The organism is Chloroflexota bacterium, assembly GCA_018829775.1.
Taxonomy (GTDB): Bacteria; Chloroflexota; Dehalococcoidia; order Dehalococcoidales; family RBG-16-60-22; genus E44-bin89.
The window spans coordinates 35,962-61,089 of sequence record JAHJTL010000097.1; the positions used below are offsets into that span (position 1 = coordinate 35,962).

The following is a 25,128-nucleotide window of genomic DNA, read 5'->3' on the forward strand; positions in this document are numbered from 1 at the left end:
TTGAACCATCTTAACCCGTCAATTTGACTTACCACCACCGCTCTCAATGTCTATCGCCCGGCTGGCAATGGCCGATTTAACGGTCTCCTTAAAATGCTCCAGGGACTGGGCAGCGCTCTGCTCGCCGCTGCGCAGGCGAATGGATACAGTTTTGGTCTCCACCTCCCTGTCACCCACCACCAGCATGTAGGGGATTTTTTCCAGCTGTGCCTGCCGAATTTTGGGATTGATTCGTTCCGCCCGGGCATCAACCTCGGCGCGAATGCCCTCATTTTTGAAGTCAGTCTCAATCTGGTAGGCATAATCGAGGTGACGGTCGGCCACGGGGATTACCCGTACCTGAACCGGCGCCAGCCAGACCGGGAAAGCGCCCCCATAATGTTCCAGCAGGGTGGCCAGAAAGCGCTCCATGCTGCCGAGCACGGTGCGGTGCACCATGACCACCGGGTGCTTCTTGCCATCCTCACCAATGAAGGTGACATCAAATCGCGGGGGTAGATTGAAGTCGACCTGAATGGTCGGGCCCTGCCATGCCTTCCCCAGCGCGCTTTCAAATTTAATGTCGATTTTCGGGCCGTAGAAGACACCTTCTCCCGGGTCAACTTTATAGTCGCGACCCGACCGCTCGAGCGCCTTGCGCAGGGTTTCGGTGGCCTCATCCCAGGTTTCCACCGTGCCGGCGTATTTCTCGGGCCTGGTGGAGAGAAGGAGTTGATAGTTCTGGAAATCGAAGGTGTCAATCATGAAGAGGGCGAGGTCAAGGACGCCAACGACCTCGTCCTCCAATTGGTCGGGTCGACAGAAAATATGGGCGTCGTCTTGAGTGAAACCTCTGACGCGGGACAGTCCGTGGAGCACGCCGGAACGCTCGTAACGGTACACGGTACCGAGTTCCGCATAGCGCAGGGGAAGGTCACGGTAGCTGCGCAGCCTGGTCTTGTAAATGGCGATGTGCCCCAGGCAGTTCATCGGCTTGAGGATGTACTCCTGCCCCTCGACGTCCATCGGGCTGTACAGGTAATCTTTATAGAATTCAAGATGTCCGCTGGTCCGCCACAGGTCGATGCGGGCGATGTGCGGTGTATAGACGAGGTCATAGCCACGTTTGGCATGTTCATCCTTCCAGAAGTCTTCAATGACACGGCGGATGACGGCTCCCTTGGGGTGCCAGAGGACAAGGCCGGGGCCATATTCATCCTGAATGCTGAACATATCGAGCTCTTTGCCCAGCTTGCGATGGTCTCTCTTGGCGGCTTCTTCCAGTCGTTTCAGATGTTCCTCTAATGCCTCCTCGGTGTCAAAGGCAACGCCGTATATCCGCTGTAGCATCGGGCGGTGCTCATCGCCTCGCCAGTATGCCCCGGCGACGTTGAGCAGTCTGAAAGCCTTGATTTCTCCGCTTGATTTCACGTGAGGGCCGCGACACATATCCAGGAACGAGCCCTGCTGGTAGAGGCTCACCTTCTCATCGGGCAGCTCTTCAATCAGTTCCAATTTGTAGGGCTGTGAGGCGAGAATCTGCTTTGCCTCTTCTCTATTTACTTCCTTCCGGATAAATGGTGTGTCGGAAGCGATGATTTTTTTCATCTTGTTCTCGATAACCGGCAGGTCATCCGGACCGAGGGGGCGCGGTAAATCAAAGTCGTAATAAAAACCGTCCTCAATGGCCGGACCGATGCCGAACTTGGCATCAGGGAACATGGACTGGACCGCTTCCGCCATAACGTGGGAAGCGGAGTGCCGCATGGTCTCCAGATTCTGTTCTCTTTCCTGGTCTGCCGTCGAAACCACTTTTAGAACCTGTCCTTTATAATGAAAACCTCTCACCCATCTTTGGGACGAGAGGCTTGGCCCATCCCTAGCTGTCCATCAGCCCTATTATACCAGCGACTTTCTACGAGTGCAAACGCTCTTGATAAATAAGTGCCAATTTGCCTCCCGATGTGGCAAACCGCTATAATGCCGAGTATCCACATGATAAAACGAGTATTCCCCATTCTAGCCCTGGCCTTATTTTCTTCCATGCTGGGCGCCGGCATTGTCGTCCCGCTTCTACCGCTTTATGCCGAAAGCATGGGGGCAACCGGCCTCTGGCTGGGGTTTATCTTCGCCGCCTTTTCTATCTCCCGCACCCTGTTCACACCGGTCTTTGCTCGGCTCTCCGACCGCAAAGGTCGGAAGCTGTTTCTCTGCATTGGCCTTTTCACCTACGCTCTGATTTCCTTCATATTTGTCCTGGCCACCGATATCTACCAGCTGGTCTTGATACGCCTGGTGCACGGCGTGGCTGGTGCCATGATTATACCCATTGCGCAGGCATATATTGGTGACCTTTCTCCCGAAGGCGAGGAAGGGAAATGGATGGGGTACTCAAATGCCGCTTTTTTCAGCGGTTTCGGTTTCGGGCCGCTCATGGGTGGGGTACTCGCCACCCAGTGGGGGATGGACCTCGCCTTCATTGCCATGGGTGTGCTTAACTTGCTCGCCTTTTTCATCGCGGCCATTCTGCTGCCCCGCAGCGATTTAAGAAAGCTGGCAGCAGCTCCAACACTGTCTTTCCTGGATATGCGCCATAGCAGCACCATGGTCGGTCTTTTCAGCTTCCGCCTGGCAATCGCGCTGGGCAGGTCTTCTTTTTTCACCTTTTTACCGCTGTTTGCCGCCATGAGCCTCGGCCTGCCGGCGAACCTTATCGGTATCCTGATAGCGGTTCACGTCCTCCTGATGTCAGCACTCGGAGTTCTGGGAGGGAGAGTAGCCGACATCTTTAATCGGCGGGCACTGGTGGTTATCGGGTCTATCGTGACTTTCGCCTATCTGTTTTTGGTGCCAATGTCATCCAGCTTCTCGACGCTGCTGGTACTGTGTACTCTGGGCAGTATCGGCAGTGCCGTCGCCACGCCGGCGGCCATGGCGATGACGGTGGAGGAGGGGAGAAAATACGGCATGGGCTCAGCCATTGCTGCCATCACGATGGCGATGAGCATAGGCATGGCGGTGGGGCCAATTCTGAGCGGCGCTATTGTTGACCTTATAAATATCAACGCCGCGTTCTATTTCAACGCCGGTCTGGCCCTGGTGGGCGCCGGTTTATTCGTGTGGTTTACACGGTCAAGGTAGAGAGGAATCACCGTGCCGTTGACCGGAATCGGCGGTTGACATAACTGACCAGGAAAAGGAGCACACCGCTTATCAGCAACGCTCCCAAATCCAGATACTTGACGGCGAATAGTTTGCTGATGAGGCCCACTGTACCACCACCGATAAGCGCCGCCAGTGCTCCGGCAGGAGTAACCTTCAGACGGTTCCTGAAAAAACCAGCGAGCACGGGTAAAATCACACCCGACGTATATATCGTGTAGGCAAAGAGAAGGGCGCTGATAACCCCCTTGAGCATTAATGCCACGACTAGTGCACATATACCCAGCAATACTATTGCCAACCTGGAACGCGGCAGAATGTTTTTCTGACTCGTTGCCGGTCGGAATCGCCCGATTATGTCTATGCTCAATATGGTGCTGGCGCTTAATAAGGTGGTATCCGCCGAGGACATCACGGCGCAGAGTAAGGCAGCCAGGACTATACCGCTCAGGAGCGGCGAAAACAATTCGCTGATTACCGTGGGAAATGCCTGCTCGGGCGCAATATCTGGGAACAGCGCAGCGGCGCCCATGCCGATGACGGTAATGGCGAAGGCCAGGGGGATGATAAGAGCCGCGGTCCACAGTGTGGCCGTCTTTGCTACCCCGTCATCCCGGGCACAGAAGATGCGGGAATACATGTCTGGCCCGACCACATAGGTCAGGCCAACGAGCAGCAGGAGGGTTATCAGAGCAGCACCGTCAAACTGCGTGCTCAACGGAAAGGCAAACCGCTCGGCGGGCAGTGAGCTTTGCAGTCCTTCCCATCCTCCCAGCCTGGTCAGGAGCAGGGCCAGGCCAACAAAGATGCCGACGAAAATAATCACAGCCTGTAATAAATCGGTGCGGATGACGGCATGTTGCCCGCCCAGTACCGTATAGGCGACGAAGATAACGGTGAAAATTACCATCCACATAGCCGGGCTGCCGGTAACCAGGATGCCCATTATTTTCCCGGCGGCGATAATCTGGGCGGCAATAATCCCTATCCAGGCAACGACAATGAGAATGGAGGCAGCCAGCGCCATCCGTCGGTCATATTGCTTTTCCACCAGTTCGGGAAGGGTATAAAGCGCCAGCTTCCTGACTTTCCGGGCAAAAAAGAGCCCCAGGAACACCAGGCCGATACTGCCCACCAGCAACCACCATGCCCCGGTCAATCCCTGTTTAAAACCCAGCCCCGCCATGCCGATGGTGGCTGAGCCACCGATGATGGTAGCCAGCAGCGAGCCAACGATGAACGGGGAAGAATTTTTTCTGCCGGCAACAAAAAAATCATCGACCTCTCTGGCCTTCCGACGGCTCGCCACACCAATGGCGAGCATCACCAGGAAATAAAGGGAGATGATTACCAGGCCGGTCATAAGTGGCTTGCGCCTTTCGTTCTCATAAGGACTTATCGCTCGCTATAATGTAAAACTGGCTTGCTGGAGTAAAAAGGGTTGGTAATAAGAAGGAAGAGACCTCAACCGCTTTAAAATATCGTTATTTCCTCGGCTTTTCCAGGCCGAGGAGCGCAATTTCAATGGATTGCCCGCATTTGGAGCAGGTAATATTGAGCGTTATCGGCTGCTGCATTACCCGTTCGGCAACGGCAGTAACCATGGAGTCGATGTTGTCCAGGCGCTGGTCCAGCATATCCAGGCGCTTGTTCATGCGCTCGATATCTGCTTTGGTATCTTCAGCCACCGAAGCGGATTTCCTGTCCTGCGCCAAATCAAGGCCTCCCAATGCGTTTGATTAACTAATTATACGTACCAGAGGATAATATGTCAAAACCGCATTCCCCCATATTGATTTATAAAGGCGATGGATGTATAATTTCAAAACCAAAAGGTGTGAACGTCGAACGTTAGGTAAGGAGGGAGTCAGATGCCTGAGGAGGAAGTCGGACAGGTAAGCGATTTCTTTGCTCATCCGGTGGTCGCCGGCATTGAGCTCACCGGCACGCTAAAGGTGGGTGACCAGATACACATCAAGGGGCACACTACCGACCTCGAAATGACAGTGAACTCAATGCAGATCAACAATGTAGACGTCACTGAAGCCAAACGTGGCGATTCCGTCGGAGTGAAGGTGACAGAACGGGTACGAGGCGGTGACCAGGTCTATAAAGTCACCACCTGATTGATTTCGCTGGTTACTGACCGATACCGGCGAATCAACATTGGCATGCCTGCTGGTGAAACTAGCCCATGGATTTAAGCAGGTTCGCCGTCTCAATGGCGCTGACTGCAGCGTCAAATCCTTTGTTGCCCGCTTTTGAACCGGCGCGTTCTATGGCTTGCTCGAGCGTCTCCGTGGTGAGGATGCTGTTGATGACCGGCACCCCGGTCTCAAGGCTGACGCGGGCTATACCCTTGGTGGCTTCCGAAGCAATGTATTCCCAGTGAGGTGTACCGCCGCGGATGACCGCTGCCAGACAGATAACGGCGTCGTACTTTTTGGACTGGGCCATTTTCTGGGCAATGAGCGGGATTTCAAATGAACCCGGCGTCCAGGCGACTTCGATGTCGGCCTCGTTGACGCCGTGGCGGAGCAAAGCGTCCTGCGCTCCGTCCAGCAGTCTTCGGGTAAAGAACTCGTTGAAGCGGGAAACAATGAGGCCGAACTTGAGCCCTTTGCCCAGCAGTGAGCCTTCATAACTTTTACCCATAGTTTTCTCCTTTACAGGGATTAATCACGGCTTTCGGGATTTGTCTTGGTCAGTTTCAGAGTATGTCCCAGCTTTCTCTCTTTCGTTTCCAGATAGTGCGTGTTAAACGGGTTCGGTACGGTGATAATCGGCACGGTCTCCAGCACCTTGAGCCCGTAGCTCTCCAGCCCGATTACTTTCTTGGGGTTGTTGGTGAGCAGGCGGATATTGTGCAGTCCCAGCTCGGCCAGAATCTGAGCACCAACACCGTAATCCCGCAGGTCCGGGGCAAAACCGAGCGATAGATTGGCCTCTACGGTATCCATTCCCTTGTCCTGAAGGGCGTAGGCGCGGATTTTGTTGTGGATGCCGATGCCCCGTCCTTCCTGCCTCATATAGAGAAGGACACCGCGGCCTTCCTCGGCGATGCTTTTCATCGCTATATTTATCTGTTCTCCACAGTCGCAGCGCAGGCTGCCGAATACCTCGCCGGTAAGGCACTGGCTGTGCACTCTGACCAGCACCGGTTCATCGGTGGCCACGTCCCCCATCACCAGGGCGATGTGTTCATCGGGGTCGATATTACTCCGGTAGGCGATGGCGGTGAAGTTGCCGTACGGCGTGGGCAGCTTGGCTTCGGCCACACGGTGTACCAGCCTTTCATGACGGAAACGGTAGGCAATGAGGTCGGCCACGCTCACGATTTTAATATCAAAACGTTTGGCCATTAGTTTGAGCTGGGGCAATCGGGCCATGGTGCCATCTTCATTCAATATCTCGCAGATAACTCCGGCGGGGTAGAGGCCAGACAGTCTGGCCAGGTCAACGATGGCTTCCGTGTGCCCGGCGCGTACCAGGACGCCACCATCTCGGGCACGCAACGGGAACATATGCCCCGGGCGGACAATGTCCTCGGGCTGCGTGGCGGGGTCAAGCACAGCTTTAATCGTCTCCGCGCGGTCGGTCGCCGAAATGCCGGTGCTCACCCTGTGCTTGGCTTCAATGGATACGGTAAACGCGGTGGTGAATTTGGAGGTATTTTGCTCCACCATTATGGGGATTTGCAGTTCATCAAGGCGATTCCCAGTGATGGGCAGGCAGATAAGCCCCCGACCATGCCTGGCCATGAAGTTGATGGCATCGGCGGTCACCATCTCCGCCGCCATGGCGAGGTCGCCCTCGTTCTCCCGGTCCTCATCATCGACGATAATGAGGCACTTGCCCGCTCTGATGTCCTCAATTGCTTCCGGAATCGTGGCCAAACCGGTACTCATCTCCGCTCCATTGACTCGTTATCCGATGGTGAAGCCGTGCTCAATCAGAAATTCCGCAGTCAATCCGCTGGCCTGCGGCTGGGTGAACTGCGCCGTGTACTTGGCGATGATATCCACTTCAAGGTTAACCACATCGCCCACTTTTCTGCTGCCCAGAGTGGTATTCCGGCGCGTATACTCAACCACGGAGACTCCAAAAGAGCTAATGTTCTTCTCCGTTATGGTCAGGCTGATGCCGTCAACCGCGATAAACCCCTTTGGCGCGGTGTAGCGCATGACCTCGGGCGGGGCTTCGAACCGGAAAAGGAGCGCGTCTCCTTCCCATTCCAGTGAGACAATGTGGCCAACATCATCTATGTGCCCCTGAACCATATGCCCGCCAAGCCGACCACCCAGCACCATCGGTCGCTCCAAGTTAACACTGTCTCCGGCTTTAATCAACCCGAGGTTGGTACGCTTCAAGGTCTCCGGCATGACGTCAACGGAGAACGAAGCGCGGTCGAAATCGGTGACCGTCAGGCAGGCGCCGTTTATGGCGATGCTGTCGCCCGGCTTCATTCCGTCAATGACCTGCGGCGCAGAAATGACCAGCTTTGTCATCGAAGCCGATAAGACCTTGCCTACCTCTTCTATTATGCCGGTGAACATGGCTTTTCCTTAACATAAAATTTGAATTATCGCCATTTTAACATTTTTACTATCGGAAATGCAACAGCCAGATTTGGTTCAGGGGGGTGTTAGCAGGCTAGTCAATACTGTAGGCTACCTGTACGGATAACCTGATTTCGGTTTCCCCCGGACTGATTGAGGTAGGCGCTGCCGCCGGTGCCGGCATTGGTGCTCCAGCATAGAACTCGCGCACCACCGGCATGGAAGCCCCGCTCTCGCTGATATAGGTTGGTCTGCCCAGCTTAACCTTGCCCAGGTCGGCCAGCTGCTCCGCCCTGGCCTTGGCATCGGCCATGGCCAGTTCACGGGCTTCTTCATAATAGACAGACGGGTCATCCACGGTAAAGCTGATGCTGTTGACCTTGATATAGTCACCGCCAGCCCGGGCTACCGCGTCAATGACAGTTCCCGTATCCTCCACGTTCCTGACCTTGACGGTCACCATGTTGGTGACCCGATAGCCGACCAGTACTTCTCGGCCATCCTTTTCCGACCATCTCCTTACCGGGTAGATGCTGAACTGCTGCGTTTTGATGTCCTTCTCGGCAATGCCGGAGTTATCGAGCTCATCAATCACCGCCGTCATGACAGTCGCTGCGTAGCTTTGTGCCTCGGCAACACTGCTCGACTGCACTTCCACACCCAGGCTGAGGATGGCGACATCCGGAACAACGCTGACCTTTCCCTCCCCGGTGACCCAGATGCCGTTGTTCTGCAGGTTGATTGTGCCGCCCAAGGCAGACTGGGCTTTGGGCGTTACCGATGGTGGCGAGAGCGATTCACACCCCACCAGACCGAGAATAATGCTCGGGAGCACCAGAGAAAGAACAATCAAGGATTTCCAGCTCATTGATTACCACCTTGTAATTTGAGTTTGTCTATTAAAAAGTATATCGAATAAAAGGGGGAAAATCAAGGCGACGCTATTCAGTGCGCTGGAATCACAGTGCCTTCGTCGTTCCGTCAGAGTTGAAAAGGAACTTCCTGGCCCACAGGGAAACGTAGACCAGACCGATAAGCACGGGCACTTCAATAAGGGGGCCGACCACCGCGGCCAGTGCCTGCCCGGAATTGATGCCGAACGTGCCCACGGCAACGGCGATGGCCAGTTCAAAGTTGTTGCTGGCGGCGGTAAAGGATATGGTCGCTGTCTGTGAATAGGCGAACCTCAAGGCCCAGGAAATGAGATATGAGACGCCAAACATGAGCAGAAAATAAGCCAGCAGGGGAACGGCGATGCGCAGCACATCCATGGGCAGGGTTACGATGTATTCGCCTTGTATGGAGAACATGACGAAGATGGTAAACAGCAGGCCGACCATGGCTGTGGGGCTGAGGCGGGGGGCAAAGACCTGGTCAAACCAGGTTCTGCCTTTGTAGCGTAGGACGGAAAAGCGGGTGATGATGCCGGCGACAAGCGGGATACCGAGGAATATGAGGACGCTTTTGGCGATGTCCCACATGGATACCCTGACGATGGTGGCCTCGTCGCCGCTGAGCCATGATGAGGCGATGGTGATGTAGAAATAGGCCAGCACGGAATAGAAGAGCATCTGGAAGATGGAATTCAGGGCGACCAACACCGCGCAGTATTCATTATCTCCTTCCGCCAGCAGGTTCCAGATGAGCACCATGGCGATGCACCGCGCCAGCCCGGTGATGATCAGTCCCTCGCGGTACTCCGGGTAATCTTGAAGGAACAGCCAGGCAAGGCCAAACATGATGACTGGGCCGATGAGCCAGTTCAGGATGATGGAGACGCCGAACATCTTCCAGGCCTGGGCGACCTTTGACAGCTCCTCGTACCTGACCTTGGTCAGTACGGGGTACATCATCCAGAGCAGGCCGATGGCGATGGGCAGCGAGACGGTATCGATGCGCAGGACATCGAATATAGTGGCTATTTCGGGGAAGAGGTAACCCATGCCCACCCCGAGCGCCATGGTAAGGAAAATCCAGACGGGAAGAAAACGGTCGATTACGGAAAGGCGGCCGGCAACATTGGCTGATGCGCCGCTAGTCATGTGGTTTCCCTTTCTGTGCTGGTGTGCAGCCCGGTCCGGTGCGTTTTGCCAGTTTCAGCCTGCGCCTGTCTTCGGTCAGCGTTTCGTTCTCGATAGGGTGGTGTTGCAGTAACTGAGCAAGACGCGTGGCGTAGCGATTTGCCGTCTCCCGGTCTATGGAATACAGGACCCACAGTCCATTGCGCTGTGTTTTCAGCAGACCGGCGTTCTGCAGGATGCCAAGGTTACGTGAGGCCCTGGTCTGGGAGATATCGAGTGCCTGCATCACTTCACAGACACAGCACTCCCGTTCCAGAAGCAGGTGGAAAATCCTGAGGCGGGTCTCATCGGACAGGGCCTTCATTAACTGAATGAAATCTCGCATGATAAAAAACCAAAATATATGATTATATGCGCATTTCCGCTTATATTTTACGATTTAATTTCATGTCCGTCAATGAAAATGGGTATTGGGCCGTCTTGCCGACGTTCAAAAGCGCCGAGGTGAAATGTTATAATGAGACGATGGATATCCTTGCCGACCTCAATCCTGCGCAGCGGGAAGCCGTTGAGATGATAAGCGGGCCGGTGCTGATTCTGGCCGGGCCCGGGAGCGGCAAGACAAGGGTCATCACCCACCGTATTGCCTATCTAATCAAGGTCTGTGGAGTCAGTCCGCACCGCATCATGGCGGTCACTTTCACCAACAAGGCGGCCCGGGAGATGGAGGAGCGCCTGCGGAAGCTGGTGCGCAGCTCCGTTGACGAGTTGACCATCGGGACCTTCCACGCCATCTGCGCCCGTATCCTGCGCCGTGATGGTAAAGCTGTTGGCGTCAATCCCGGCTTCGTTATATACGACGCCGAGGACCAGATGACCCTGGTTAAACGTAGCCTTCAGGCGCTTGAACTCGACCCCAAGCAGTATAACCCTCGGTCGATTCTCTCGGCGATAAGCGCGGCGAAAAGTCGACTCTGGACGCCGGAGGAGTACCTGAAACATCGACACAGCTACTTCGATGAGATCGTCCAGCGCGTCTACGAGCGCTATCAGCAGTTCCTCACCGAGAGCAACGCGCTCGACTTCGACGACCTCCTGTTCAAGGTGGTGCACCTCTTCCGAAATAATGTTTCGGTGCTTTCACGCTACCAGTCGCGCTACCTGCACCTTCAGGTGGACGAGTTTCAGGATACCAACCTGGTCCAGTACGAGCTGATGAAACATCTGGCCGGGAAGTACCGCAATCTATGTGTCGTGGGCGACCCTGACCAGTCTATTTATGCCTGGCGCTTTGCCGACCTTAGAAACATACTTAACTTTGAAAAAGATTACCCCGAAGCGAAGATAATCCTGCTGGAGCAGAACTACCGCTCCACCAAAATGATCCTGGAGACGGCCAGCTACGTCATCTCGGCCAACCAGCAGCGCAAGCCCAAGGGGCTGTGGACGGAAAACGAGACGGGGTTGCTGCCCGAGATCGTGGAGACCTATACCGAGCAGGAGGAGGCGCAGTTTGTGGTCAATGAAATCGAGGAGCTGGTGGGGCGAGGGGAGTTCAGTCGGGGCGACTGTGCCATAATGTACCGCACCAATGCCCAGTCGCGCGTCCTCGAGGAGGCGTTTGTTCGCTACGGCGTGCCCTACAAGCTGGTGGCCGGGACACGATTCTACGAGCGACGAGAGGTCAAAGATGTCATCGCCTACCTGCGACTCATTCTTAATTCAAGCGATAGCGTCAGCCTTCTACGTATCATCAATGTGCCCCAGCGCGGCATCGGGCAGCGGACGGTAGCCGAGCTGTCTCAATGGGCAAGGGCGCGGGCCATCGCCGAGTACCGGGCCCTGCAGTTGCTCGTCGGGCAGAAGGAAGGTGACGCCAAAGAGCACCGACCGACCTTTAATTCTCGTGCCGAGCGGGCGCTGACCGGCTTCGTCGCTTTAATGGAGGATTTCATTGCCAAAAGCAGAGATATGAACCTGGTCGACCTGTTCGACCGTGTCGTGGAGCGTTCCGGCTACCGGGAATACCTCCAGAATATGACTGACGGTGAGGACCGCTGGGAGAATATATTGGAACTGCGCACCGTGGCCCAGGATTATCGCGATTTGCCACCTCTTGAGGGCCTTTCCGCCTTTCTGGAAGGGGTGACGCTGGTGTCCGACGTCGACAGCTTCGATGAGCGGGTCGATGCCGCCACGCTGATTACCCTGCATCAGGCAAAGGGGCTGGAATTCCCGGTGGTGTTCATCGTGGGCATGGAGGACGGCATCCTGCCCCATATCAGGTCGTTCGACGACCCCGACCAGATGGAGGAGGAGAGGCGACTCTGCTACGTCGGCATCACGCGGGCCAAAAAGCATGTCTATCTGGTGCGCGCCTTCCGTCGCAGCTTCATGGGCAGCAGCAACATCAATCAGCCGTCGCGCTTCCTGCAGGATATCCCGCCGCACCTGATATCCGGTGGGGAGCGATGGCGCGGCGAGGACAGCGAGCTGGCCACGGCCATGTATTCCTGGAACCGGATGGCGGTGCCGCGACCGGAGCTCCCCGAACTGAGCCTCGGCGACCATGTTCACCACCCGCAGTTCGGGAAAGGGGTGGTGGTGAGCTATAAACCGGTGAAGGACGACGTTGAGGTGGTGGTGGCCTTCGATGGGGCGGGGATAAAGAAACTTTTGCTCAGCTTTGCTAATCTGGAGAAGGCGGAATAATTAATCGAAAACTATTGACAGTATACACGGTATCGTGTAAAATAGTAATAACATGTCCATAAAAATCCTGGACAAAAAGGTCATTTCCCAGATCGCTGCCGGCGAGGTGGTGGAGCGGCCGGCCTCGGCGGTGAAGGAGCTGGTGGAGAACGCGCTCGATGCCGGGGCGAGCCAGATAGCCGTTGAGGTTCGAGGCGGTGGCACCAGCCTCATCCGGGTCATGGACAACGGCGCCGGCATACCATCGGATGAAGTAGAACTGGCGTTTGAGCGCTACGCCACGAGCAAGATAATCGACCTGGCGGATTTGCAGTCGATTGCCACCCTCGGTTTCCGAGGGGAAGCCCTGCCCAGCGTTGCCGCGGTGGCGCAGGTGGATATCCTGACCAGTGCCGCCGGCGAGGCAACGGGCACCTATATCAGCGTCCAGGAGGGGAAAGTGTCGGTTCGGAAGAGCCAGGCCCGACCCCAGGGGACGACGGTAACCGTGCGCGACCTTTTCCGCAATGTACCGGCGCGACGTAAATTCCTCAAGTCGGTGCCCACCGAGAACGGCCACATCGCTAACGTGCTCAGCCAGTACGCCCTCGCCTACCCCAAGGTCGGCTTTGCCCTTTTCCTTGAGGGGAAAAAGGCGCTGGGCACGGTGGGGAGGGGTCGACTCATCGACAGCATCATCGAGGTGTACGGCGCGGAAGTCGCCCGACATATGCTGGAAGTTCCGGAGAGCGGGTGGGGGAGCGGAGAGGCGCAGGTCGGCGTTACCGGGATGATCGGCTCGCCGTCGATAAGTCGCTCCAGTCGTGGCTACCTGAGTTTCTTCATCAATCGACGCTGGGTGAGCAGTCGACTCCTCGCCTGGTCGGTGACGGAGGCGTACCACGGGCTACTGCCTCAGGGGAAGTACCCGGTGGCGGCGCTCGCCATTTCGCTGCCAGCGTCAGAAATCGATGTCAACATCCACCCCGCCAAGAGCGAGGTGAAGTTCCAGCACGAGCACCAGGTGTTTACCGCCGTCCAGAAAGCGGTGCGACAGACGCTGATTGCCCAGACGCCGGTGCCGCGCATTGAGGAGGTGGCTGTGACCTATGGCGCCCCCTCGCGACAGGCGGAAATCGACTGGTCGCGTATCGTGGCCAGCCAGGGAGTTGCCAGCCGCCCATTTGAAACACCGCAGCCGCTAACCGTCGCATTGCCGGTGCTGCGAGTTCTCGGGCAGCTGATGGGCAGCTACGTTGTGGCCGAGGGGCCCGACGGCCTGTATCTCATCGACCAGCATGCGGCGCACGAGCGCATTGTTTTCGAGAAGGTGAAGGAACAGCGCTCGAAGAATGAAATCGAGGTGCAGGGCCTGCTCGAACCGGTGCCCTTCGAAGTCACGCCGCAGCAGGAAGTCGTTATGAAGTGGCAACATCAGGCTCTGGCCGAATTCGGCTTCTCGCTGGAGCCGTTTGGCGACCGCACCTATCTGGTCCGGTCGGTGCCGCTGGCGCTGAGCGGGGGCGACTGGCCCGGGACGCTGCGGGAGCTGCTGGATTCGGGGGAGGCGGGCGACTGGGAGGAGAGGGTTGCCGTTTCCATCGCCTGCCACAGCGGCGCGGTGAAGGCGAACCAGGTATTGAGCGACGACGAAATGCGGGCGCTGGTGCGGCAGCTGGAGAAGACGGCCGTGCCCCACACCTGCCCCCACGGCCGACCCACGTTAATCCATATCGATGCCGCGCAACTGCGACGGGAGTTCGGGCGGGGATAGAAGTATTATGACTCTACCTCCTGAGGCTTCTGCAGCAGTTCCCAGCGCACCATGCCGTCCTCGATAAGCTGGCGGATTTTTCGCTCCTGAGGGGTGAGCTGCGCGCTCCGACCGGACTTTATCTCCATGATGACGATTTCCTCCGGCTCGCCGCGGGAAAGGCCCGGGAAAACGATTAAATCTATCGGGCTGCCGATGAAGCGGGCTTCGGTGGGGTCATATTTGAACTCGGGAAGGTAGGGCGCCATCTGTTCGGTGAACTTGCCCCCCAGCACCGCCCGACTCTGTGTCACAGCCTCGCGGACCGCCTTTTCCCTTTCCTCTTCCCACTTCAACCACACCTCTTCCTGCCAGTGCCTGAACTTATTTTCATATCGGTAGCGGGTGGTGAAGTACACGAGCAGGATACCCAGAATCGCGGCGACGGTTATTATGACAATGACTAGGGCAACGACATCCATGGCAAACCTCCCCGAATCTTATAGGTATACCGGATATTGTCAATGCTGAAGGTGATAGGCGCTTTTATTCGTATTATATATACCTTGGTTAGCTCGTCGGCTGCTGGCTGCTGCCCGGCTTTATCAGCGGAACTTTGGCGGCGCACAGCGGGCACTCTTCGGGATGGTAGGCAACCGTGGCGGCGCGGTGGCAGCTGAAGAGGGGAAAGCCGAAGTCCTGCGCCTGCTCGGAACGGTCGACCAGCACGCCGATGCCGATGATATTACCACGTAATTTTTTGACGGCAGCGATAACCTCGCGGATGGAGCTGCCCGTGGTCAGGATGTCATCAACGATAAGCACCCGTTCATCGGGGTTTACCGTGAAGCCTCGACGGAAGCTCCTTTCCTCGCCTTCTTTCTCGGCGAAGATACCGCAGACGCCCAGCTGTCGGGCGACCTCAAAGGCGAGGATGATGCCGCCGGTGGTCGGCCCGGCAACGACCTGCACATTCTGGCTGCGGAAGTGGTCGGCGATCATCCGGCAGAGTTGCTCGGTATAGTTGGGAAATTGCAGGACGCGGAATTTCTCCCAGTAAACAAGGGAGTGAAGTCCGGAGGTGAGCAGGAAGTGGCCTTTGAGCAGAGCCCCTGATTTCTGAAAAATCTCTTCCGTTTTGTCGACCATTCATACATCCAGGCAGGTATCAGCCTACCTATTTATATATATATTGTTGCACCAGGTATGAATTTATCAGGCTTACCAGCTGGTCTGACAGCGAGTGTTCTGGCACCAGTCCCCATATCGGTGGCGGCCAGATGGTAACCCAGGCTTTGCCGATGATGTTCTGGCGCGGGACCACCCAACCATTGTGCGAGTCATTGCTTTGATTGCGATTGTCGCCGAGAACGAAATAATTGTTTGCCGGTATCTTTTGCTTGGTGAGTGGGTAACTGGGCGGGCTCTTGATATAGGGCTCTTTCAATTCTATCCCGTTCACATAGACCGCGCCGTCTTTGACCTCCACCGTGTCCCTGGGCAGAGCAATGATGCGCTTGATGAATTCGCCCTTCTCACCGTTGCTCGGCTTGAAGACGATAACATCGCCTCTTTCCGGCTCGTGTATCCGATAGGCGACCTTGCTCACCAGGATACGCTGGCCGGTGTGAAAGCTCGGCTCCATGCTGATGCCGAGGACAATGACGGTGTCAATGGTGAAACGCAATAAGAAGAAAATGGACAGAGCGAGTACGACGGTGATTATAAGTTCCCGGAAAAAAGCTTTCATTGTCTGCTTACTCCTGGTTTCCGTCCAATTATAGCCTATTTACGCTTCGCTTGCCAGTTCCACCTATTGCGTTGTACTGAGCCAGAGTCTTTCCCCGTCAGTGGTAAATTCTATCGTGCCGTGGCGGTCAGTGCGGTAGATATTATCGGTACCGAGCTGCTGCTCAAGCTTTGCAATGACATCCGGGCGCGGGTGGCCGAATTTATTTTCGGCGCCAACGGATATCACCGCAATCTGCGGGTCGACCGCGGATAGAAATTCCCGGGTGGTGGAAGTATCGGAGCCATGATGGGCAACCTTCAATACGGTGCTGTCTAAAGCTGCTCGCCGAGCTGTAAGCTGTAATTCCGCTTCACTCCGTATATCGCCGGTAAGCAGGAAACTGACCCGGCCGGCCCTCAGGTGCAGGACCAGGCTGTTATTGTCTATGTCGGCATCCGCGTTTTGCAGGGTGTCCCGGGGGTGGAGCACCGTGAGCGTCGCCTCGGACAGAGCAATCTGCTGTCCGGCCCGGGCTGTGGTCTTCATAATCCCTCTTTCCATAATCAATCTCTGCCATTCCTCATATGATGGCGAATCACCGTCAAGACCCGGGTCGAGCACATTTTCCACGCGGAAACGTTTCAACACCTCAACCAGGCCGGCGAGGTGGTCCTGGTCGGGATGGGTCAGGATAACCAGCTCTATGGTCCTGTCCCAGAAGGGCATCTGCCTGCCGAGTTCCAGGTTTATCGCCTGTGGACTGGGACCGCCATCAATCAACACCTGCCGGGTTCCCTGCTGTATCAGGATAGCGTCGCCCTGTCCCACATCCAGAAAGCTGACGTGTAACCTGTCATCGGGCATGGCGGCGGCGCTAAACCAGACCAGAACCGCTATGGTGGCCAGAGGTGGAACCACCCATTTCGCAGGCAGCCGATTTACCAGACTCATCGACCTGCCAGCGCCCGAACTGAGTCTTGCCATCACCGCTGCTTTCCTGCCGGCTTTTAACTTTCGACCCAGGATGACTACTGCCGCCAGTGCTGCATAATATAGCCATAACCAGACCGGAGCCACTTTGCCCACTTCGATGAAGGCCAGGGGCGATGATGCCAGCCAGCTGACTATATAAAGCATGTAGGACAGAAAAAGCCAGGCCAGCCAGCCGATGACCTGGCCTGCAGGAAGTAATACAAGCCCGGCGATGCCGGACATCGCGCCGGCAAGGATTACCACGGGCAGCGCCGGCAGGAGCAGGAAAGTGGCCAGCGGCCCGGCAAAGGAAATTATGCCGAAGTAATAGGCCACCACCGGCCAGACGGCGATTACTGCCGCCATGGTAACGCTGAGGCTATCGCCGGTGAAGTTAGCTGCGGTTACGATTGCCCCTTCTTCACCGATGAATTTATTTACCGCCCTTCTGCCCAGCGACCGGAAGGGAGGAAAGAGAAAGACCAGTCCCGCCATGGCCAGGAAGCTCAGCTGAAAGGCAGCATCTCCCAGTATGTAGGGGCTGATGCCGACCATCACCGCTGCGGCAAAGGTGAGGGCAGTGATGGCACTGCGCTGCCTGCCCAGGAGTTCGGCGGTGAGAAACAGACTGGCCATGATGGCGCCGCGAACCACCGGCGGGTGCATGCCGGTGAGCAGCGCATACAGCCAGATAATGACCATGGCCAGCCAGACGTAAAGGTAATGTCGGCGGCCAAACAGCCACAAGCCGAGGCTGAGCATGATACCGGCGACGATGCCAAGGTGCAGGCCGGATATGGCCAGCAGGTGTGCCGTCCCGGTACGGACAAAGTCATCTTTGACTGATTGCGGTATGTTTTCACGAATACCCAGAAGGATTCCCTGGGCTAGTGATGCCTGTGGCTCGGGGAGCACTTCAGCCAGTGTCTGCGCCAGACCTGCTCTCAGTTCGTAAATCCAGGCCAGAGGTTTGAAGCCAGCCCCGCGCGCCTCGATTTCGATTTCAGGGTAGAGCATGGTGCCGTAAATTCCCTGGTGGGCAAGGTAGCCCCGGTAGTCGAAATCATCGAGCTGTGGCGGCGTCTCCAGCGCGCCGGTTACGTGGAGCTGGTCACCGTATTTGTAGCTGGAATAGCGCGGCACAAACAGCAGGGCACTTCCTTCGGCCGGTCTCCATTCACTTTCAGCGCGTATTTCCGTGGCGGAAAAGTAAAGATGAGTGCTACGGTCGCTGGTTTCAGGGTCTCTGGCGACCACCCCTCTGACATCAATGGTGCCGCGGTCATTGTAGAAGCGCAGGTCGTCGGCGTCGACGATATTCAGGCTCTGATAGGCGTACCATGCGGCAGTGAAAAGGGCAATCAGGCTGAGGCTGCTGATAATTATCCATTTGCGGTATTTCTTGGAAAAAAGAAGGAGCGGTAGCGGCACGAGGCCGGCTAGCAGCAGGGCCAGCGGCAGGTCGAATTGGGTCCCCAGATAGATGCCTGCTACCCAGGCGGCGCTGAGCAATATGAGTAGCACAAACGTCCTTCCCGAAGATTAATCGGAAATCGTGATAAGGTGCTTGATTTTTTCACAGGTCGCTGTCCCGATACCTTCCACGCTGGTTATTTCGCTGATATGGTTGAACTGCCCGTTCTGCTGACGATAATTCACGATAGCCTGAGCCCTCGTTTCACCAATGCCGGGGAGTGCCTGCAGCAACCAGGCCTCAGCGCGGTTCAGGTCAACCTTCTGTGGGACCTCTGCTTCATCGATAGACGTTATATAGAGCTTGATTCTGTCCAGGTCGGCGAAAGCGGTCGCCCCGCCCGCCGATTGTAGCAAAGCGTCGATGGAGTCTCCAGATGTCAGTGGATAGATACCAGGAACATTAACCGCGCCGGAGACGGATATCTGGCCAATGATTTCGGGTGATGGGGATATTGTGATTTCGATTGGTCGGTTGGGGTTATACTTCGACCAGATTAATATGCTGCCAGTCACAATCACGATAATGAGAAACAGGATAATCGCCGCCCAGAATTTATTGGACCTAGTCATAGTCGTCTCCTGAAGTGAATTTTATTTAATATTAAAAAATTCTAATAATTTCAAGAGAGATGGGGCAAAGCGTATTATCGAGGCGTCTCGCCCGTGATTAATCAAAATTAATTCAGGCCGTATGCCAGGACACGGCGTTTTTAATCTGAATTTGGTGGCGGCGGGCTGTATATGGCTGATGGCTTTTAAGACTCTTTCCTTTGAAGTCTCCATAGAACCATTCTGGTTTTTAAATACCGGTCAACTTGGAACGAAGTTCCTCTTCCAGTTCCGGAGTGGTCAGGGCGATTATCTGGTCTCCTTCGCGGAGAACGGTGTTCGGATTAGGTATGCTTGGTTTACGGTCCATAGGAATAACCAGTGCCAGTTTGGTTCCCTCGGGCAGCGGGACTTCTTTGATTGGTTTGCCAATGGTCTTTGAGTCTGGGGGAATTCTTATCTCTACAATCTCCAGCCCTTTATCAGCGCGGGTCATCAGATGCGTCAGCGGGTGCGTGGGTACCTCTTTCTCTATGGCTTCCAGGATGATATTGGTGGCACTTACGGTAACATCTATTCCCAGTTTCTTGAAAATGGCCTCGTTCTGGGGGTTTCGGATGCGGGCGATGGTACGCGGCACGTTGAATTTATGTTTGGCTACCTGGCAGGCGACCAGATTATCTTCATCGTCGCCGGTAACGGCCACAAACATGTCCGCCCTTCCGGTGCCTACTTCAGCTAGAATGGCCGCTTCGCAGCCGTCGCCCTGCACGCAAACACTGCCCATTTCCTCGTTGATAATGTCGCAAAAACGGGGGGTCTTCTCGATGATGAGTACCTCATGTCCCTCATTGAGCAGGGCTCTTGCCAGATAATAACCTACTCTACCACCACCAACAATGATGATATACATCTCTCTCCTCTTAGCTCTCTATTTTTTTCTTCACCAGCTCGGCGAAGATTGTGGTTGGGCTGAAGGCCTCTATACCAAGGGTATCATACATCTCCTGGCGCAAGGGGTCATAGATTCGGGAGATGACCCGTGGCACATTGAAAATATGCTTGGCAATTTGTGCGGCCATGACGTTCCGGTTGTCACCCTGTGTCATGGCGACGAAAACGTCTGCCTCTTCAATGCCGGCTCTCCTCAGTACATCCTCATCCACCCCGTTGCCGAGCAGCGCCGTGCCGCTGAAGTCAGGCGGTAACCTCCGAAAGCTGTAAGCATCAATATCGAGGACGGTGATTTCATGGCCGTCTTGCTCCAGCAGACTGGCTATTTGAGCACCGACTCTTCCGCAGCCCATAATGACTATTTTCATATTCAACCCCAGTTATTAATTTCTATTCTTGATATAGTATCACTGGACAGGGAGCATTTTTCAACACATAAGGTACCACATTACCCAGACTGAATTGCCCGAAGCGTTTCTTGTGCTTGATACCCATCAAGATTAAGTCGACCCCTCGGTCTACTGCTTCATCGATAATCGCTGGACCTGCCTCGCGGGCTTGAAGCGCTTCAGCCTCTACCTCGTGGTCTTCTTCTTCGGCAACAATCTCTATCTGGTCTAGTATATCTTCAGCCTTTTTAATTTCAGGCTCAATTTCGGCAGCAAGAGGTAAAGTGCGTTGTACGGTGATGACATAAACCGCCCAAATTCTACCCTTATCCTTCTTAACCAGCCTGCAGGCCAGCCTCATTGTCTCTTCGTCAGCTTCGGTGCCGCTTATCGGCACCAGAATTTTGTTAAACTCCATTACTTTCTATTCTAATTTTCTGTTTTGGGTCTAATTATAATTCTCTTATTAAAAAAGTACAATTCCTTTAGCAGGGTATTTATTTCTTATTTAATTTAAATTGATTCCCTCTTGACTTCTTGTCGCGTGGGTTACTGGCCCGGCGACTTTTCTTTAAGGTCCCTTATCTGGGTATCTACAATCCGTACTGTAGTGTCTCTGAGCACCTCTAACTCGTCGATAGATAAGTGTTCCAATTCCTCCAGATTATATTGGAGGGCACCGATGATTTCCCGGGAAGGGCGTCGCTTGGGGAGCATGAAGTAGGCATAAAGGGTGGCGATTACCACACCAAAAAAGGCAATCGTACTCAAAATTGACCAGACTGAACCGATTATCATTCCAGGAGCAGTAATTGGCCCCGGGCTATTGGCACCTTGCGTTTGCATGGCGGTGAAGGTCCACCAGAGCGCATAACCATAGGAGTTTATCTGCTCATTTGCTCCCCGCTCGGCGAGATAGACACCCCACGATGAGAGCAGCCAAAGTGCGACAAGAACAAATGTCAATGGTACCAGAGGCGTTTCGGTGGCTATCTGCTTAAGAAATCTGATAACTCCCGGGATGTCCGGAGTAAAGCGGAGCCTTCGACGTGGCCTTCGTCTGCGGACGCGGAGCACCTTGTCCCCGCGCAGTAAAGGTGTTAGTTGCTCAGGTGTTTCTCTGTCTTTCATATCGTTACCCCACTTTTCCCAATTTTACTGTGTAATTGCAATCAGCTATTTTATGCCCATCCAGGTCGGTTGTCAAATTCTATCTAACGATTAAAGGTATTGACAAGTGGCATATATCAGGCTATAATATGTGCCAAATGTCATAGGAAAAAGGTACGGCCATGATAATCAGAACAAGAGTATTTGAGCTGTGTAATGGACATTACTGCAACCTGTCAGAACTGGCACGTGCCATGGGACTTTCCGTGAGCCAGGTTTACCGGGTTCGCGAAGGGAAACGCCAAATAAATCAAAAATTTATTGTTGGGGCCAAGAAGGCGTTTCCCGGTTATGGACTTGACGACCTCTTTTATCTTGAGAATGAGCAGTTTAGTGGCTTTGCCATGGGGACAGGGGTCACTGGGCCTTATCGAGTTGTTAATTAACGGGAAAAAATTTAAATGGCAGAGAAAGAGTAGAGGTAATAATAATTAAATTGAAAAAGGGATGGTGATAAAATGCAACTGGTGGTCTTTCAATTGATTTATGGCATGGTGACAGATGTAATTCGGAATGTGTGTGGCTCTGTAAAGAAAGCATGGTCGGAGGCAGAGAGCGCTAACAAAGATGAGTTTCTATTGTCCCCAATAGCAATTAAAGAGCGAAGCCACGGAAAACGAATTAATCGAGATTGGAATTAGCGAATAAAGTCGCTGATTCCATCGATTCTCCTATTGACTAGCCCCGATTCTAAAGCCCGGTCTCTTCTGGCTCTACCTTGCGCAGTGTTTCCCTTACTTCAGGGTGGTCAATGTACAGCGTCCCGTTAAGGTGGTCAATCTCATGTTCCAGTACCTGGGCCAGCAGGTCTTCAGCTTTTATCCGCACTTCCTTGCCGTTCTGGTCGCGACCCTTCACGGTTACTGATTCAGCGCGTGTTATCTGCCCGAAGTAACCGGGAACGCTGAGGCAACCTTCATCAATAACACGCTCCCCCCTCCGGCGCACTATCTCCGGATTGATCAGAATAATGTCTTCTTCCTCGGGCATCCCGATGACGATAACACGTAGCGGGGCGCCCACCTGCGGCGCCGCCAGCCCAACACGGCCCGGCACGGCATGCATCGTCTCCTGCATGTCTCGTATCAGCTTTTTAATGGAGCGGTCGATGGTGCGGACTTTTTTGGCCTTCTGTTTCAGAACAGAATCTGGAACGCTGCGAATTTGAAGTATCGTCATCGTATTTTCCAGAACGAAAAATCGATTATAGTTTACTAGAGCAGGCTTACGGGGTCAATGTCAATCACCCAGCCCTGCGGGAAGGTTATTTGAGAAAGAAAAGGGGACAATTCGGTACCGCGCAGTATTATCTGCCATCGGTAGCGACCTCTTAGCCGGTGGATGAATGCCGGGGCAGGGCCAATCAAGCTGAGAGCGCTTATGCCCCTGGCGTCTCTTTCCAGTGTTAACACGTTTCTCATCTTTTCCGCCTCTCGCTGGCAGACAGCCTCATTGGTGTGGCTGTAGGTCAGGAGCGCCAGGCGGGAGAATGGTGGATTATGCAGCTGACGCCGATAATCGATTTCCTTTTCGTAGAAAGCGGGGTAATCATGGCTTGCTGCTGCCTGGATGGCATAGTGGTCCGGCGAGAAGGTCTGAATGATTACCTGTCCACCCAGGGGTCCTCGACCGGCTCGGCCGGCCACCTGGCTTAATAGCTGGAAAGTCCGCTCGCCGGCACGGAAATCGGGTAGATTCAGGCTCGTGTCCGCACTCACCACGCCCACCAGCGTTATCCGGGGCAGGTCAAGCCCTTTGGCTACCATCTGCGTGCCGATGAGGATATCCGCTTTGTGGTCGCGGAACTGGCGCAGAATTTTCTCGTGCGAGTCTTTGCTTCTGGTCATATCGCTGTCCCAGCGGAGCAGTCTTGCCCGCGGCATGGCGTAGCTGACTTCCTGTTCCAGCTTCTGCGTGCCCAAGCCCAGGTATTTCATCTGCCGGCTGAAACAGCGTGGGCAATTATCCGGCACCGCAGTTTTGTAATTGCACTGGTGACAGACAAGAACGTCTTCGGCGTAGTGGTGGGTCAGGGGTACCTCGCAGCGACGGCAGCGCAGCACGAAGCCGCAGCGACGGCACTGGATGAACGTGGCGCCACCCCTGCGGTTGAGGAATAGAATCACCTGCTCCCCACCGTTTACGGCCTTCGTGATTTCCCGCGACAGGGCCCGACTGAAAACGCTGCGATTACCAGCTTTCAGTTCCTCTCTCATGTCCACGACATCAACCCGTGGCAGTGGCGCGCTTTCCACCGGAACAACTCGTTCCGGAAGTCGGAGGAGTTCATAAGTTCCCTGCTGGGTGCGGAAATAGGTGCCCACATCGGGAGTGGCGCTTCCGAGAATGATCACCGACCCTGTCAGTTCAGCTAACTTTAGCGCCACATCGCGGGCGTGATAGCGGGGCGGGTTATCCTGCTTGTATGTCCATTCGTGTTCCTCGTCGATAACGATAAGCCCGAGGTCGGGCTGGGGGGCAAAGAGGGCGCTCCTGGGGCCGACGACGACGTCGAATTCGCCGTCCCTTATCCTCCGCCATTCATCATATTGCTCACCCGGTGAGAGCCGGCTGTGCAGGACAGCGACTCTATGTGGGAAGCGGGAGGCAAAGCGCTCTATGGTCTGGGGGGTGAGGGCGATTTCCGGCACCAGGATGATGCCCCGCCGGCCCAGTTTCACTGTTTCCGCGAGTGCCCGCAGGTATATCTCGGTCTTACCGCTGGCGGTAACGCCGTGGAGCAGGAAACCCTTTGCTTCTGACCTGCCACCATGTATCGCCTCGCGGATGCGTGAGAATGCATCTTCTTGAGCTCGGGTCAATTGCGGCGGTGATGCTGGCGCAATATCCTGATAGGAAATCGGCTCCCGTCTGACTTCGACCTCTTCAAAGGTAATAAACCCCTGGCGAACCAGGGCATCGGCGATTGCTTTGCTCACACCCAGTTTCTGTCGCATTTCTGCCCACGCCGCCGGTTCAGTTAGCTCGCTTAGAAAATCGATAATACTCGCCTGCTTGAAGGCCCTTTTCCTTTTGAGCTCTGCCGATATCTCCCGGGCACTGGCTGGGGGCACGTTAAGGCGCAGGAAGGGCACCGTCTTGGGCCGTATCTTTATCGGCTCCAGTTCGTAATTTCTTACCGCCAGCCCTCTTCTTGCCAATTGTGAGACGATGGCCTGTGCCTTCTTTTCCCCGAGTTTCTTCTCCAGCTCTCTCAGACTCACCCTCTCCTGCTTTTGCAGCAGCTCAAAGACCTGCAGTTGTGGTGGAGTGATACTGGACAGTATCTCCTCGTCAGGACTTGGCACCGCCGAGATAAAGGTCAGCGTTTTCCTTTCAAATCCCGGCGGCAGCATGAGGGCCACGGCATCGAAAAGAGGGGAGAGATAGTAATCGCTTATCCATCGGGCCAGATTTATCCGGGCGGCGGATAAAAATGGGCGGGGCTCAATAATATCAATGATATCCCTGGTCTCTTCCACGGCAGGGCGGGGGCTGAGCTCCATAACGATGCCCTGCAGCGTGCGCTCGCCAAAAGGGACCCATACTGCCTGCCCCACCTCGATATTCAGACCGGGGGGTATGGCATAGCTGAAAGTACGACGCTGGGCAACCGGGGAATTGACACTGACCTCAGCATATTTCATCCTGTGTTCCACCGATTGCCTTAAAACCTGGTTGCGCTGTCTTGTGGATGGTATTTATAACGTTAAACGTTGTC

General features: G+C 55.0%; 25 protein-coding genes. 5 read left to right on the plus strand and 20 right to left on the minus strand.

What is annotated here, in order from left to right:
* Window positions 1–18 precede the first annotated feature (18 nt).
* Window positions 19–1,746 carry a threonine--tRNA ligase gene (thrS, locus tag KKD83_09485; protein MBU2536376.1) on the minus strand — a complete coding sequence of 576 codons (1,728 nt, stop codon included), beginning with the start codon at window positions 1,744–1,746 and terminating at the stop codon, window positions 19–21.
* Window positions 1,747–1,974: 228 nt separating this feature from the next.
* On the opposite strand from thrS, the gene KKD83_09490 reads away from it, so the two are divergent.
* Window positions 1,975–3,120 carry an MFS transporter gene (locus KKD83_09490; protein MBU2536377.1) on the plus strand — a complete coding sequence of 382 codons (1,146 nt, stop codon included), beginning with the start codon at window positions 1,975–1,977 and terminating at the stop codon, window positions 3,118–3,120.
* A gap of 7 nt (window positions 3,121–3,127) precedes the next feature.
* On the opposite strand, the gene KKD83_09495 is transcribed toward KKD83_09490, so the two are convergent.
* Together KKD83_09495 and KKD83_09500 are read right to left on the minus strand one after the other, a co-directional pair.
* Window positions 3,128–4,504 (minus strand): sodium:solute symporter family protein, encoded by a 1,377-nt coding sequence (locus KKD83_09495; GenBank protein MBU2536378.1) that lies wholly within the window; start codon window positions 4,502–4,504, stop codon window positions 3,128–3,130.
* A gap of 121 nt (window positions 4,505–4,625) precedes the next feature.
* Window positions 4,626–4,856, minus strand: a complete 231-nt coding sequence (locus KKD83_09500) for a hypothetical protein (protein MBU2536379.1) — start codon at window positions 4,854–4,856, stop codon at window positions 4,626–4,628.
* A gap of 156 nt (window positions 4,857–5,012) precedes the next feature.
* Here KKD83_09500 and KKD83_09505 point away from each other — a divergent pair, with 156 nt between their 5' ends.
* Complete coding sequence (locus tag KKD83_09505; protein ID MBU2536380.1) at window positions 5,013–5,267, plus strand: translation elongation factor-like protein; 255 nt, start codon at window positions 5,013–5,015, stop codon at window positions 5,265–5,267.
* A gap of 61 nt (window positions 5,268–5,328) precedes the next feature.
* Here KKD83_09505 and ribH read toward each other — a convergent pair whose 3' ends face one another.
* The 6 genes from ribH to KKD83_09535 form a co-directional block, all read right to left on the minus strand.
* Complete coding sequence (gene ribH / locus KKD83_09510) at window positions 5,329–5,796, minus strand: 6,7-dimethyl-8-ribityllumazine synthase (GenBank protein MBU2536381.1); 468 nt, start codon at window positions 5,794–5,796, stop codon at window positions 5,329–5,331.
* Between the two features lie 20 nt (window positions 5,797–5,816).
* Complete coding sequence (locus KKD83_09515) at window positions 5,817–7,049, minus strand: bifunctional 3,4-dihydroxy-2-butanone-4-phosphate synthase/GTP cyclohydrolase II (protein ID MBU2536382.1); 1,233 nt, start codon at window positions 7,047–7,049, stop codon at window positions 5,817–5,819.
* Window positions 7,050–7,067: 18 nt separating this feature from the next.
* Complete coding sequence (locus KKD83_09520; protein MBU2536383.1) at window positions 7,068–7,697, minus strand: riboflavin synthase; 630 nt, start codon at window positions 7,695–7,697, stop codon at window positions 7,068–7,070.
* Between the two features lie 97 nt (window positions 7,698–7,794).
* Window positions 7,795–8,568: an SIMPL domain-containing protein gene (locus tag KKD83_09525; protein MBU2536384.1), complete on the minus strand. Its 774-nt coding sequence runs from the start codon at window positions 8,566–8,568 to the stop codon at window positions 7,795–7,797.
* A gap of 91 nt (window positions 8,569–8,659) precedes the next feature.
* The gene (arsB, locus tag KKD83_09530; GenBank protein MBU2536385.1) at window positions 8,660–9,742 is read right to left on the minus strand and encodes an ACR3 family arsenite efflux transporter; all 1,083 of its coding nucleotides are present in this window, start codon (window positions 9,740–9,742) and stop codon (window positions 8,660–8,662) included.
* On the minus strand, window positions 9,735–10,106 hold the full coding sequence (locus tag KKD83_09535; GenBank protein MBU2536386.1) for a metalloregulator ArsR/SmtB family transcription factor: 372 nt from the start codon (window positions 10,104–10,106) through the stop codon (window positions 9,735–9,737). The genes arsB and KKD83_09535 overlap by 8 nt, the downstream gene beginning before the upstream one ends.
* Before the next feature lie 140 nt (window positions 10,107–10,246).
* Here KKD83_09535 and KKD83_09540 point away from each other — a divergent pair, with 140 nt between their 5' ends.
* Both KKD83_09540 and mutL read left to right on the plus strand, forming a co-directional pair.
* Window positions 10,247–12,433, plus strand: coding sequence for a UvrD-helicase domain-containing protein (locus KKD83_09540; GenBank protein MBU2536387.1), 2,187 nt, complete (start codon window positions 10,247–10,249; stop codon window positions 12,431–12,433).
* 52 nt (window positions 12,434–12,485) lie between these two features.
* A complete protein-coding gene (gene mutL / locus KKD83_09545) occupies window positions 12,486–14,186 on the plus strand; it encodes a DNA mismatch repair endonuclease MutL (GenBank protein MBU2536388.1) in 1,701 nt (566 codons plus the stop codon).
* A 5-nt stretch (window positions 14,187–14,191) separates the two neighbouring features.
* Here the strand turns inward: mutL and KKD83_09550 are convergent, their stop codons facing one another.
* The 9 genes from KKD83_09550 to KKD83_09590 form a co-directional block, all read right to left on the minus strand.
* Entirely contained in the window at window positions 14,192–14,647 is a 456-nt protein-coding gene (locus KKD83_09550) for a Holliday junction resolvase (GenBank protein ID MBU2536389.1), read from the minus strand.
* An 88-nt stretch (window positions 14,648–14,735) separates the two neighbouring features.
* The gene (gene pyrE, locus KKD83_09555) at window positions 14,736–15,314 is read right to left on the minus strand and encodes an orotate phosphoribosyltransferase (protein MBU2536390.1); all 579 of its coding nucleotides are present in this window, start codon (window positions 15,312–15,314) and stop codon (window positions 14,736–14,738) included.
* Between the two features lie 28 nt (window positions 15,315–15,342).
* Window positions 15,343–15,915: a signal peptidase I gene (gene lepB / locus KKD83_09560; protein MBU2536391.1), complete on the minus strand. Its 573-nt coding sequence runs from the start codon at window positions 15,913–15,915 to the stop codon at window positions 15,343–15,345.
* Window positions 15,916–15,978: 63 nt separating this feature from the next.
* The gene (locus KKD83_09565) at window positions 15,979–18,393 is read right to left on the minus strand and encodes a DNA internalization-related competence protein ComEC/Rec2 (protein ID MBU2536392.1); all 2,415 of its coding nucleotides are present in this window, start codon (window positions 18,391–18,393) and stop codon (window positions 15,979–15,981) included.
* A gap of 18 nt (window positions 18,394–18,411) precedes the next feature.
* The gene (locus KKD83_09570) at window positions 18,412–18,915 is read right to left on the minus strand and encodes a ComEA family DNA-binding protein (protein ID MBU2536393.1); all 504 of its coding nucleotides are present in this window, start codon (window positions 18,913–18,915) and stop codon (window positions 18,412–18,414) included.
* Window positions 18,916–19,144: 229 nt separating this feature from the next.
* Complete coding sequence (locus tag KKD83_09575; protein ID MBU2536394.1) at window positions 19,145–19,807, minus strand: TrkA family potassium uptake protein; 663 nt, start codon at window positions 19,805–19,807, stop codon at window positions 19,145–19,147.
* Window positions 19,808–19,817: 10 nt separating this feature from the next.
* On the minus strand, window positions 19,818–20,216 hold the full coding sequence (locus KKD83_09580; protein ID MBU2536395.1) for a TrkA family potassium uptake protein: 399 nt from the start codon (window positions 20,214–20,216) through the stop codon (window positions 19,818–19,820).
* A 22-nt stretch (window positions 20,217–20,238) separates the two neighbouring features.
* On the minus strand, window positions 20,239–20,655 hold the full coding sequence (locus KKD83_09585) for a universal stress protein (protein ID MBU2536396.1): 417 nt from the start codon (window positions 20,653–20,655) through the stop codon (window positions 20,239–20,241).
* Window positions 20,656–20,786: 131 nt separating this feature from the next.
* A complete protein-coding gene (locus KKD83_09590) occupies window positions 20,787–21,368 on the minus strand; it encodes a two pore domain potassium channel family protein (protein ID MBU2536397.1) in 582 nt (193 codons plus the stop codon).
* A 161-nt stretch (window positions 21,369–21,529) separates the two neighbouring features.
* Here KKD83_09590 and KKD83_09595 point away from each other — a divergent pair, with 161 nt between their 5' ends.
* On the plus strand, window positions 21,530–21,793 hold the full coding sequence (locus tag KKD83_09595; protein MBU2536398.1) for a helix-turn-helix transcriptional regulator: 264 nt from the start codon (window positions 21,530–21,532) through the stop codon (window positions 21,791–21,793).
* Between the two features lie 304 nt (window positions 21,794–22,097).
* Here the strand turns inward: KKD83_09595 and def are convergent, their stop codons facing one another.
* Window positions 22,098–22,586 (minus strand): peptide deformylase, encoded by a 489-nt coding sequence (gene def / locus KKD83_09600; protein ID MBU2536399.1) that lies wholly within the window; start codon window positions 22,584–22,586, stop codon window positions 22,098–22,100.
* Window positions 22,587–22,621: 35 nt separating this feature from the next.
* Window positions 22,622–25,054, minus strand: a complete 2,433-nt coding sequence (gene priA, locus KKD83_09605) for a primosomal protein N' (GenBank protein ID MBU2536400.1) — start codon at window positions 25,052–25,054, stop codon at window positions 22,622–22,624.
* Window positions 25,055–25,128 lie beyond the last annotated feature (74 nt).